Raw genomic sequence first — 11,601 nt, 5'->3', positions numbered from 1 at the left:
TTGTCTTTGCGCCGACCTAGACCGCTGCCCGACTGCCGGCAGAATCCCCAAGCCTTTACTGGCGTCATGCCGAATTTCCACCCAGGTCATTTCTGGTACTGAACCAGTCTGCCGGAGGCTAACGCAACGTCACGCCAAAGCAGCGCAAGCACTCCATCGCATCACAACTGCTGTGCCGAACGCCTTCGACCGCAGACTTCAGCTTCTACATCGGGATTTGGACCGGTTCGGTCTGCTTGACACGGGGCAAGCGGCTCTTATCATGACCTTCTTGCCTTGAGTACCAACAGCGAATCTGTTTCGGCCGAGTCCGGCCGTACCTATGTGTACTATCCGGGCTGCACGCTATACACCAAGGGACGGAGTCTGGACCAGTGCGCGCGCAAGGCAGCGGAGCGGGTCGGGTTCAACCTGGCTGAGATGCAGTCGTGGACCTGCTGTGGAGCGATATACAACACCAATTCAGACGATTTCGCATCGCAGGTTGGACCGGTGCGTAATCTGGCAAGGGCGAGTCAGGCCGGCGACAGGCTTGTTACTCTGTGCGCCGCTTGCTACAACGTGCTGAAGCGGGCAAATGATAACCTGAACGCCAGGGGAAACGAGGAGGTGAGGGACCGGCTGCTGGCATTTGTGGACGAGAAGTTCGAGCGGCCGGTAGAAGTGCTGCACTATCTGGATGTGTTGAAGATAGACATCGGCTGGGAGAATCTGAAGGCGAAAGTGGCGAAGTCTCTAGCTGGACTGAAGGTGGCGTCGTACTATGGATGTCTGATGGTGCGTCCGGCCCGGGTCCTGAGCTTCGACGACCCGGACAATCCCAGCGTGATGGACGAGCTGGTGTCAGCCCTGGGTGGCCAGCCGGTGGACTATGATTTCAAGACAGAGTGTTGCGGCGGGTATCTGGTGACGAACCAGCGCGCAACCGCGATAGAGTGTTCGCGCCGAGTACTGGACAATGCGGCCCAGGCCGGCGCGGAGGCGATGGTAACTACCTGTCCGCTGTGTCAGTACAATCTTGACGCCCTGCAGAAACAGATGGGCCGAGAAGCCGAGATGCCGGTATTGTATTTTACCCAGCTTCTCGGGCTTGCGGTCGGGCTGGACGAGTCAGAGCTTGTCTTGGGCTATAACCAGACAGATGCGAGGCCGTTTTTGAAGTCCAAGGGTCTGCTTACGGCGTGAGGTTATGAGTATGGCAACCACAAGGAAGGCGCTGGTCATCGGCGGCGGTATAGCGGGCATTCAGGCGGCCCTGGATATCGCCAACGCGGGTGTGGAGGTGGTGCTGGTCGAGCGCAAGTCGTCCATCGGCGGGCATATGGCGCAGCTGTCTGAGACTTTCCCCACCCTTGACTGCTCCCAGTGCATTCTCACGCCGAAGATGGTGGACGCGGCTCAGCACCCGCGCATCAGGCTGATGACCTATTCCGAGGTGGAATCGGTGACCGGTTCGGCTGGTGATTTCTTAGTGAAGATAAGGCAGAGGGCGAAGTATGTGGACTGGGACGTGTGCAACGGTTGCGGACTGTGTATGACCAAGTGTCCGGGTCGGGCCGTTTCGGAATTCAATGAGGGCCTGGAGAAGCGTACGGCAATACATCGGCTGTTCCCTCAGGCAGTGCCGAACAAACCGGTCATAGACCGCGAGTCATGCATATATCTGCAGAAGGGCAAGTGCCGGGTGTGTGAGAAAATCTGTCCGCCCCAGGCAATAAGGTTCGATGACCAAGACCGGCTAGTTGAAGAAAACTTTGGCGCAATCGTTGTTGCCACCGGATTTGAGCTGCTCGACCTGAAGGCTTATGGTTCCTACGGACTGGGGCGGCATCCGGACGTTCTTACCGGACTGGAGTTTGAGCGGTTGCTTTCCGCATCCGGTCCAACCAAGGGAGAAGTGAAGCGACCCTCGGATGGCAAGGAACCCAAGCGGGTAGTGTTTGTGAAGTGCGCAGGTTCCCGGGATAGAGAACGGGGTGTGCCGTATTGTTCCAAGGTTTGCTGCATGTATTCGGCCAAGCACGCGATTCTTTACAAGCACCGGGTGCACGACGGCGAGGCCATCATCTTCTACATTGACGTGCGGACCGCAGGCAAAGATTTCGAGGAGTTCTACAAGCGGGCAACAGACGAAGGTGTTGTCTATGTACGTGGCAAGGTGTCCAAGATATTCCGCCGGGGCGACAAGATGGTGGTATGGGGCTCCGATACAGTCGCGGGACGCAAGATGGAAGTGGAAGCAGACCTGGTGGTGCTCGCCACGGCAATGACGCCAAACCCGGGCGCGAAGGAAGTGGCCCGAATGCTCGACATACAAGCAGATGAGCACGGTTTCTTGACCGAGGCACATTACAAGCTGGGGCCGGTAGAGACAAGCCAGCCGGGAGTATTTCTGGCGGGTACGTGCCAGGGGCCGAAGGATATTCCCGAAACCGTGGCCCAGGCTTCGGCTGTGGCCAGCAAGGTGCTCGGTTCTTTCGCCGTACTGAGCCACAGCACAGAACAGGAATGCATGGACAGTTCTGAACTCTGAATTGTGAACTTCGAACTCTGAACTCATCGCTCATGACGGTGCATTCCAGGAGCGTTCTTCGTTGCGAGTAGGGACCATATGAAACGTAGTAGGACTGGCCAGGTGACGGGCTTGGAACATGGCCTGACCGAAAGATTCAGTGTGATGTCGCGCCGGATACTCAGTGAGGCCAGCCGGGGTGCGCCACGGCTGGATTTCGTGCGTGGAGTCGTTGCGCTATTCGCCGAGTTCTCGGGCGCGGATGAAGTAGAGCTGCGGGTGAATGAAGGCCAACGATATTACCGGGGGTGGCTCAGGTCGGGTGGCGGCGATAGATTCGGATTCGTGATTGGACCACGCGCCAGCGAGGAGGAGGGCGAGATTGCGCCGGCAGAGCTGGACCCGCCGGGCTTGGCGCGACTGTGTTTGACCGTACTGCGGGGTTACACCGACCCAAAGTTGACCTACTTCACACCTGGCGGCAGTTTCTGGACTGGCAACACTTCTCTTCCGGTTCTGATTCGCGAGCGCACAGACAAGAAGCCTGAGGAAGTCGTTATTGGTGGCTCATACCCGTCACTGATCGTCATCAGATTCGCCGTCGACGAAGGTAGTCATGGGCTGCTGCTGCTGCGGAGCGAACGACCGAGTTTCTTCGGTCGGAGTGACGTCGAGTTCTATGAAGCAGTGGCTCAGACCATTGGTCCGGCCCTGGCTGATAGGCGGGCACAGGCAGCGTTGCGGGAGCGGGTGAAAGAGCTGACCTGTCTGTATGGAATTGACCGGGTATTGGAGCGGCCGAACATCACGCTGGAACAGGCGGTGCAGGAAATTGCCAAACTGTTGCCCCCGGCCTGGCTCTACCCCGAGATCGCCTCGGCTCGTATTGTGCTCGACAACCGCGAGTACCTGACTCCAGGGTTTCGGGCTGGCCCCCACCGTCAGTCCTCGGAAATCGTGGTGCGCGGTGTCCGGCGTGGAATAGTTGAAGTGGTGTACTCTGAGCCACGGCCTGATTTGGATGAGGGGCCCTTTCTCAGGGAGGAGCGGCATCTGATTGATACCGTGGCGAACCGACTGAGCTCGGTGCTTGAACACCGCCAGACTGAGGAAGAGCGGCAGCGGTTGGAGGAACAGTTACGACACGCGGATCGACTCGCGACTATCGGTCAGCTTGCTGCCGGAGTCGCACACGAGCTGAATGAACCGTTGAGCAATGTGCTCGGTTTCGCCCAACTTGTTCAGAAAACGCCCGGGGTACCGGAACCTGCGCTCCGTGATATTGGAAAGGTCGTCGCGGCCGCCCTGCATGCACGGGAAGTGGTGTCGAAGCTGATGCTCTTTGCGCGACAGAAGCCGCCGGCCAAGAGCAGGGTGAATCTGAATGAACTCGTTGCAGAAGGGCTGTATTTTCTTGAGGCCCGTTGTCAGCGTGCGGGCATCCGGCTCGTCCGGAAGCTCGCAGCCGACCTGCCCGTGATTGTGGCCGACCCGGGTCAACTCCACCAGGTCCTCGTGAACTTGGTGGTTAATGCAATTCAGGCCATGCCGCACGGCGGGGAACTGGTCATTGAGACCCGGCGAGAGAACGGCCGAGTGGTGATGGTGGTGAGTGACACTGGCATTGGGATGACACGGGAAGTGCTGAGCCAGATATTTGTTCCGTTCTTTACCACAAAAGGCGTTGGCGAGGGAACTGGGCTCGGTCTGTCGGTCGTGCACGGAATCGTTGCTGGCCATGCGGGGAGCATCGAAGTAAAGAGCGAGCCAGGTAAAGGTTCTCGATTCGAGGTCCGGCTGCCAGTGACCGGGGCCGGTAATAGCCAGAACGATTGATGTCAGCCGGCAAGAAGCGAGAAACCCTGCTTGTAGTGGACGATGCTCCGGCAACGCTCGAAGTGTTGGAGCGGAATCTGAGCGCAGCCGGATTTCAGGTTTACACCGTGGCAGCCGCAGTCGAGGCCTTACGGATTCTGGAACAGGCGAAGGTTGACCTTGTGATAACCGACTTGAAGATGCCCGGCGTGAGCGGGCTGGACTTGGTCCGGCACGTACGGGAAAACTGTCCTGATACCGAAGTGATGATGATTACTGGCTACGCGACGGTAGAGGGCGCGGTGCACGCAATCAAGACCGGAGCTGAGGAATATCTGGCCAAACCTTTCACTGATGAGGAACTCCTTGCTGCCGTGGAACGGGCACTTGCGAAGCTGCATCTGCGACGCGCAGCACGGCCTGAGGCCGGGACCTCGTTGCCCAGCCGTTACGGTCTGCTCGGTAGGTCAGATGCAATGAAGAAGGTGATGGACTCGGTAGCCAAGGCAGCTTCGACCTCGGCCACGGTGCTGATAACCGGTGAAAGCGGTACAGGCAAAGAGCTCGTGGCCCGGGCGATTCACTATTCGAGTGCGCGGGCTTCGGCCCCGTTCGTGCCGGTGAACTGCGGTGGCATACCGGAGAGCCTTTTTGAGAGCGAACTGTTTGGCTATGTGAAAGGAGCCTTCACCGGCGCGAGCGAAACCAGGGCCGGATTCTTCCAGACCGCTGAGGGCGGCACTATCTTCCTGGACGAGATTAGCGAGATGAGTGCGGCGATGCAAGTCAAACTCCTGCGTGTACTTCAGGACAAGGAAGTGTGCATGGTCGGCGACAGCCGCGTGCGAAAAGTTGACGTCCGGATACTTGCCGCCACGAACAAAGACCTGCTTGGGCTAGCTCAGAAAGGTGCGTTTCGTGAGGACCTCTTCTTCAGGTTGAACGTGATAGTGATTCCAGTCCCACCGTTGCGCGACCGGGGTGGAGACATCATGCTTCTGGCCCGGCATTTCGCCGAGAAGTTCGCGCGCGAGTTCGGCAAGCCAGTACCAGAGTTCTCGGACAAGGCGGCACGCGTATTGCTGGGGTATGCCTGGCCGGGTAACGTTAGGGAACTGGAGAACCTTGTCCAGCGCCTCGTGGTAATGACGGACAGCGCGGTCATTGATGTGCCTGAACTGCCCGAGCATATGCGTTTCTCAGCACTGCGCGAAGTTGGTTTGGGCCGTACCTTGGCCGAGGTAGAAGCCGAGCATATTCGTAACGTGCTTGCAAGCGTCGGCGGAAACAAGACTAGGGCTGCCGAGATACTGGGCATTGACCGTAAGACCCTTCGTGACAAGCTAAGCCGGCAGAATACCACCACCGAATCCTGATTGCCTAGGTTGGGTAGATTTTCCTCGGTGGGGAACATCTACCCAAAAATTGGCTAGGCAGTAACCAAGGGTTGAAGCAATCGTTTGGTCTGTAACCCCATATATATTAGGGCGTTACGTATTATTCACTCGCCAACTAGGTTCTGGTTCGAACTGTGGCATGACAACTGCAGTGTCACGGGTAGGCTGTGAAAAAGTCGCAGCCGATAAGAAGTAAAACGTAAAGGAGGTCCTAATGTCCGTTGCATTGACAAGACGCCGCGTCCTGGTTCGGACTGCGGTAAAGCCCAAGCGTGGGCCGGAGCCAGCAGTGAAGAAGAGCGCCAAGCCGCTCGCCGGATTGTGTATGACCTGCAACCACGCAGAAAACTGCGGGTACCTGAGAGAATTGGACAAGCCCGTGTTATTCTGTGAGGAGTTCGACAGTTTCACGCCGCCTTCGGTTGAGGAAGTGTCGCCTCTCGACAATGTGGCGCCGACGGTGGAAGAAATGCGTGATTGGGATAAGTACAAGGGACTGTGCGTGAACTGCGACAACCGTGAGCACTGCGCCATCCGAAATGCCGAAATCGGAGTCTGGCACTGCGAGGAATACCGGTAGCGATAACGGGGGAAGAATATGAGTGTCACTGCAGCAGTTGTGCGCAGTCGCAGAGTCGGTTCGAGCCCGCCAGAACGTCCGCGACGGAGTGTCTACGATAACGTTACGGCGCAGTTCAACAAGGCCGCGGACCTGATGCGGCTTGACGCCAATATCCGCAAAATACTTTCGACCACGATGAACGAAGTGGTCGTGCATTTCCCGGTGAAAATGGATGACGGTAGGGTAGAGGTCTTTACCGGCTATCGAGTTCAACACAACAATGCACTAGGGCCGTTCAAGGGCGGGCTGCGCTTTCATCCGGCGGTTGATATTGACGAGGTGCGGGCACTGGCCACTTGGATGACTTGGAAGTCGGCCATCGCCGACATACCGTTTGGCGGTGGCAAGGGTGGAATACAGATGGATCCCTCTCGCTATTCGTTGACCGAACTCGAGCGCATCACCCGGCGTTTCACCTTTGCGTTGGGCAACACCATCGGACCGGAATACGACATTCCGGCCCCGGACGTAAATACCAACGCCCAGATAATGGCATGGATACTTGATACCTACCAGTCCATGATGCCGGCGCACGAACGTCAGCGGATGCTGCACGTCGTCACGGGCAAACCCATCGAGTCGGGCGGCAGTCTGGGTCGGGACAAGGCCACGGGACAGGGCGTGGTGTTCCTAATTCGCGAGTGGGCCAAGGACAACAAGTTTGACCTGAATGGTGCGACCTACACAGTGCAGGGCTTCGGCAACGTCGGCTCATGGGCCGCACGACTTCTGAAGCCTCTGGGTGCGCGGCTGGTTGCGGTCGAGGACGTTACTGGAGCCATAACTAACCAGGAAGGAATCGACCCAGATGACTTGGCCAGCTATGTGAGGAAGAATGGGGGCGTGGCCAAATACCCGAAGGCCTCGCCAGCAAGTCACCTGGAGTTCTTGCGTGCTAAGGCTGACATCTTCATCCCGGCCGCGCTGGAGGAGCAGATAACCGGAACAACCGCACCGTTGCTCAACGTTCGGCTGGTGGCTGAGGGTGCAAACGGCCCGACTGACCCAGATGGTGACAGGGTGCTGCGGGAACGAGGCATAGGCCTCTTGCCCGATATCCTGTGCAACTCGGGTGGCGTCATCGTCAGCTACTTTGAGTGGCTTCAGAACAAGCGCAGCGAGTCCTGGGAGCTCCAGGAGGTTGACTGCAAGCTGTACAAGCGCATCGTCGGTGCATATCAACGCGTGCGGGCAGCAGCTGAGAAGTACGACGTTGACTGGCGGACCGCGGCCTACATCGTTGCTCTGTCGCGACTGGAAAAAGTCTACAAGGAACGCGGCATCTTCCCGTGATCTGCCTGTACACCCTCCACCCTGTGATTGCTTCGGACCGTGCTCTTAGCGAGCCTCCGGCGGGCAACGTGTCCGATGTGGGACCCTGACCAGTGTGGCATTGCAGCCGGTCTTGAGCTCCTGGACGGGATGATTCGCTAGTTGTCCTGGCCAGAATCAGCTACGCCTGTGAGCGGCTGGGCTTGGACCGGCTGTACGCCTTGACGGGCGGTCTCAGGCGCGAAACCCGGTATAGAACGGTGTTCTCGGCATTGCGGCGGAGAATGTTCGGTTGGCCAAGCAGTTCTTGGAGTCTGTCGTCAGTGGTGTGAGACCTTGGCTTGGTTCACATGTCTGGTCTAGGGCAGAAAGTGCCGGTCATGTGATATCGGTGTTCCGCCCGAGACGGTTTCGCTGAAACAGGACCGGTCGAACCAAGTGGCGGTAGCTTGCTCGGTCAGAAACACCTGCCGGATGCGGCCTCTGAGTACCTAGGGGAACTCACGGTAGTGTTGAGCAACCCGCAAGAGAGAGTGTCCAGCCATGCCGCACTGACTTGCCGGTAATCGTCACCAAGAGCTGTAGGGTCACAATCGTCTTCGCAGGTCTGGCTAGGGATTCGACCAACGCTGGATAATGATGGTGAAAGCCTCGGTCTTCTCCATGCAACTCGGGCTGGAGCACACCGGTACTCATCCAAGGCTCCACAATCAGCACGTACAGCATCCGCGTGCCGACAATTGAGCGTATCGCACCCGGGGTATTCGGTGCAGTATTCTACCGGAGCAACAACTACGGAATTGCCTATTTCAACCGCAGCGACTGGACTGGCATAGGCGAGCCTGAACCCGGCATGCCTGTGCTCGGGCGCCGGCCGGCCGCAATCGTCCGCAACACTATCGAACTCAAGGGCACGAAATCCGGTGTGCTGCTTGATGCAACCGGTCGAAAGGTCGCGGACCTGTCGCCGGGCAGAAACGAGCTGGGTCACGTTGCACCTGGAGTATACTTCATTACTTCGACTGACGGCGGCGAGGTCAGACAGAAGGTTGTGCTGACCGAATAAGAACGGCCTAGATTCTCAAGGGGCGGCTTCGGGCCGCTCCTTTTCTTGTTGCTCTCCTGTGTTACAGACCACTGCCGGGGAGGAATCTCAGGGCACCGGCAGTAATCGGTGCGGTATCGCTTGGGCCACAGGTAAAGCGATACTACTTGCCTAGGCTACTAAACAGAGCATAATTGGTCGTGAATCAAAGTGAGGTCGAAGAAATCCGCCGGCTTTTCCCGGTGACCCGGCAGTGCATCTACTTCAACCACGCCGGGACCGGCCCATTGCCGGAAACAGCGGTAAGGGCAGTGACAGCCTACGCGACTCGTGCCGCCGAAGAGGGCGAGGTACCCTACGAGGACGCTGAGGCGATGGTTGAGGACTGCCGCAGCACGCTGGCCAGGCTGCTGAAGGTCCCAGCCGATACTATCGCATTCACTTCGAATACAACGGCCGGAATCATACTTGCCATTAACTCAGTTGACTGGCATCCCGGTGACAATGTTATCCTGATGCAGGATGATTTCCCGACCGTGACTTATCCCTTCCGTCTGATGCTGCCCGGTGTCCAGATTCGCTGGGTAGAATCGGCCGCACTGGTCAAAAGTCCTGAGGTAATTGCCGACCTTGTTGACCGCCGGACCCGGATGGTTGCGGTCTCGTGGGTGCATTTTCTTTCCGGCCGGGCGTTCGACATCAGGACTATCTGCCGCTTCTGCCGCGAACGCGGCGTGGTATCAGTCATTGACGCCATCCAGGGCATGGGGGTGGTTGACTTCGACTGGAGCACGCTGGATGCTGATTTCGTTACCGGCCACGGCGCCAAGTGGCTGCTTTCGCCCCAGGGCACCGGCATCGTGCTTACACGTTCTGAGACCCTGGCGCGTCTGCGGCCGGTGAGTTTGGGCTGGTTGTCGTGTGACTGGCGTGACTTCAACGACATTTTCTTGCAGAAACCATTGAAGTCCGGCACAGCCCGGCTTGAGGCCGGCACCAAGAACTACCTGGGCATCGCTGGGATGAGTGCAAGTCTGAAACTATTCGAACAGGTCGGCGTGCCGGCAATTGAAGCCCGCATTCGCAACCTGTGCTTACGCCTACGGACGAGACTTGAGGCCGCAGGGTTTGAGGTTATCACTCCGAAGGAGCGCGAACGCTCGGCCGGAATCATCACCTGCCATAAGCCCGGGGTTGAGAGCGCCCGCATTCACGGTTGGCTACGAGGCGCGAAGATGGTCTGTGCCCTCCGCCAGAACCTGCTCCGTATCGCCCCGCACTGCTACAACACCGAAGCAGAGGTGGACAGTTTTCTTGAGCGTGCGTGTGCGCCTGAGGCCACAACCGCTCCGCGGTCGGACTGTAAGATATGAGGCTGATGGTCGGTATCCGCGGTACGCGGTTCTAGCGACAATGGTCGGGATTGACCTCTCAGGCAAAGTTGCGCTCGTGACCGGTGCAAGTCGTGGGCTTGGCCGAGCTGCAGCAGTCGCCTTGGCCCGGGCTGGCGCTGATGTCGCGGTCAATTTCCTGAAGAATCGTCGCGCGGCCGCAGCGGTTACCGCAACATGCCGGAAATACGGCGCGCAGGCCTTCGCAGTTCGGGCCGACGTTGCTTCTGCAGCCCAGGTGCGGCGGATGTTCGAGCTTGTTGTCCGGCGGTTCGGCCGGCTGGACATTCTTGTTGCCAACGCCGGCATCTGGAAGGAGGCACCAATTGACCGAATGACGGACCGGCAGATTGAGGAAATGCTCGGTACCAACGTCCGGGGCGTGTTCTATTGCTGCCGCGAAGCGTCCCGGATAATGGTAAGTCAACGTTCCGGTCGGATTGTGCTGGTGTCTTCAACCGCGGGCCAGCGTGGCGAGCCGCTACACTCCCATTATGCGGCATCCAAAGGTGCGGTCATAAGCCTCACGAAGTCACTTGCTCCGGAGCTTGCCCAGTATGGAGTTCTTGTCAACTGCATCGCGCCGGGGTGGTTCGCAACCGACATGTCGAGGTCAACGATGACCCGACCGGCTAGACGCCGGGCAGTTCTTCAGACAATACCGCTAGGCCGCATCGGTCGGCCCGATGAGTTTGCTGGTGCGGTGCTGTTTTTGTGTTCCGACCTCGCTACATTTGTCACCGGCGAGATTCTGAATGTGAATGGTGGCGCGGTGCTCTGCGGTTAGTCGCCAAGAGCGCCTTTGATACGCTCGACAAGCTTCCGTACTTCCTCAGCAAGCGGCACCGAACGGATGTAGCTGAAGGGCAGGCGGTACCGGCCAATTGGTCCAGGGAGCCGGTAACGGCCGTTGAGCCTGAGCCAGACCGTATCAGACAGCACGCGGGGGAGCTGGCTGATGATGTCGGTTACCCCAAGTTTGAGTTCGAACGGGAAATCGGCCCGAGTACTATCTGCAGCGCCGATGTGGATCGGCATTGGACGTCGCCCCGAAGCAACGGTGTCTGCGGCCAGGATAAGTGCATAGTACAGCGAGTCAATGTCCAGCGGAAAGTGATTGGGGTTTGAAAGTGTAAGCTCAATCGTGCCGTACTTCATCTCTTGTAGAGATAGTCTGCGGAAATCGGCGCTGACTGGCTCGACCTTGGGCCGGCAACCGGTAAGACAAAGTATCGCAGCTACGGCAATTGGCACCAAGATTCGGCAGACCATGCATAAGATATATAGTGATTGCCAAGTAGCTGGTCAAGCTGGAGTGCTATGGGCTGGGATTCAGGAGCTTCGACGCAGAGCGGCTGCGCATAATATCTATGCCAGGATTTGCGCTCCGGCGTATGGTGCGCAGGGTCAGTGCAGAACGTTCTGTCAGGCCTGGCCCGCAACGGACGCCTGTTGCCTCATATATGGATGTACTCGAGGACGCCCCGTTGCCTCAGAATACATTTGTACTCGAATCATGAGCTTTGTCCAGCTTGAAGTCGAGATGG

At 58.2% G+C, this 11,601-nt stretch carries 9 protein-coding genes and 1 pseudogene; 9 read left to right on the top strand and 1 reads right to left on the bottom strand.

Translation table 11 applies throughout. From position 1 onward, the window contains the following. Positions 1 to 276 precede the first annotated feature (276 nt). The 9 genes and pseudogenes from ABIL25_09375 to ABIL25_09335 all read left to right on the top strand — a co-directional run bounded on the left by ABIL25_09375 (position 277) and on the right by ABIL25_09335 (position 10,841). Complete coding sequence (locus tag ABIL25_09375) at positions 277 to 1,185, top strand: CoB--CoM heterodisulfide reductase iron-sulfur subunit B family protein (protein MEO0082480.1); 909 nt, start codon at positions 277 to 279, stop codon at positions 1,183 to 1,185. Positions 1,186 to 1,204: 19 nt separating this feature from the next. Next, a pseudogene (locus tag ABIL25_09370) lies at positions 1,205 to 2,467 on the top strand (CoB--CoM heterodisulfide reductase iron-sulfur subunit A family protein). Between the two features lie 144 nt (positions 2,468 to 2,611). After that, the gene (locus tag ABIL25_09365) at positions 2,612 to 4,348 is read left to right on the top strand and encodes an ATP-binding protein (GenBank protein ID MEO0082479.1); all 1,737 of its coding nucleotides are present in this window, start codon (positions 2,612 to 2,614) and stop codon (positions 4,346 to 4,348) included. Next, positions 4,348 to 5,703, top strand: coding sequence for a sigma-54 dependent transcriptional regulator (locus ABIL25_09360; GenBank protein ID MEO0082478.1), 1,356 nt, complete (start codon positions 4,348 to 4,350; stop codon positions 5,701 to 5,703). Before ABIL25_09365 ends, ABIL25_09360 begins: the two co-directional genes overlap by 1 nt. Positions 5,704 to 5,938: 235 nt before the next feature. Next, a complete protein-coding gene (locus ABIL25_09355; protein ID MEO0082477.1) occupies positions 5,939 to 6,304 on the top strand; it encodes a hypothetical protein in 366 nt (121 codons plus the stop codon). A gap of 18 nt (positions 6,305 to 6,322) precedes the next feature. After that, positions 6,323 to 7,639, top strand: coding sequence for a Glu/Leu/Phe/Val dehydrogenase (locus ABIL25_09350; GenBank protein MEO0082476.1), 1,317 nt, complete (start codon positions 6,323 to 6,325; stop codon positions 7,637 to 7,639). 709 nt (positions 7,640 to 8,348) lie between these two features. Then, positions 8,349 to 8,684, top strand: coding sequence for a hypothetical protein (locus tag ABIL25_09345; GenBank protein MEO0082475.1), 336 nt, complete (start codon positions 8,349 to 8,351; stop codon positions 8,682 to 8,684). 179 nt (positions 8,685 to 8,863) lie between these two features. Continuing rightward, positions 8,864 to 10,036 (top strand): aminotransferase class V-fold PLP-dependent enzyme, encoded by a 1,173-nt coding sequence (locus ABIL25_09340; protein MEO0082474.1) that lies wholly within the window; start codon positions 8,864 to 8,866, stop codon positions 10,034 to 10,036. A 40-nt stretch (positions 10,037 to 10,076) separates the two neighbouring features. Then, positions 10,077 to 10,841 (top strand): glucose 1-dehydrogenase, encoded by a 765-nt coding sequence (locus tag ABIL25_09335; GenBank protein MEO0082473.1) that lies wholly within the window; start codon positions 10,077 to 10,079, stop codon positions 10,839 to 10,841. On the opposite strand, the gene ABIL25_09330 is transcribed toward ABIL25_09335, so the two are convergent. Continuing rightward, positions 10,838 to 11,326 carry an LEA type 2 family protein gene (locus tag ABIL25_09330; GenBank protein ID MEO0082472.1) on the bottom strand — a complete coding sequence of 163 codons (489 nt, stop codon included), beginning with the start codon at positions 11,324 to 11,326 and terminating at the stop codon, positions 10,838 to 10,840. The genes ABIL25_09335 and ABIL25_09330 overlap by 4 nt on opposite strands. Between the last annotated feature and the right edge of the window lie 275 nt (positions 11,327 to 11,601).

The sequence above is a fragment of the candidate division WOR-3 bacterium genome (genome assembly GCA_039801365.1).
In the GTDB taxonomy this organism is placed as follows: domain Bacteria; phylum Hydrothermota; class Tepidihabitantia; order Tepidihabitantales; family Tepidihabitantaceae; genus JBDRUN01.
The sequence above is the reverse complement of the archived record's forward strand: the minus strand, read 5'-3'. Positions and strand labels throughout refer to the sequence as shown.

Excerpts from the sequence above, each read along its gene's own strand:
- ABIL25_09360 (MEO0082478.1), top strand. The coding sequence starts at position 4,348 with ATGTCAGCCGGCAAGAAGCGAGAAACCCTGCTTGTAGTGGACGATGCT.
- ABIL25_09350 (MEO0082476.1), top strand. The coding sequence starts at position 6,323 with ATGAGTGTCACTGCAGCAGTTGTGCGCAGTCGCAGAGTCGGTTCGAGC.
- ABIL25_09330 (MEO0082472.1), bottom strand. The coding sequence starts at position 11,326 with ATGGTCTGCCGAATCTTGGTGCCAATTGCCGTAGCTGCGATACTTTGT.
- ABIL25_09335 (MEO0082473.1), top strand. The coding sequence starts at position 10,077 with ATGGTCGGGATTGACCTCTCAGGCAAAGTTGCGCTCGTGACCGGTGCA.
- ABIL25_09355 (MEO0082477.1), top strand. The coding sequence starts at position 5,939 with ATGTCCGTTGCATTGACAAGACGCCGCGTCCTGGTTCGGACTGCGGTA.
- ABIL25_09365 (MEO0082479.1), top strand. The coding sequence starts at position 2,612 with ATGAAACGTAGTAGGACTGGCCAGGTGACGGGCTTGGAACATGGCCTG.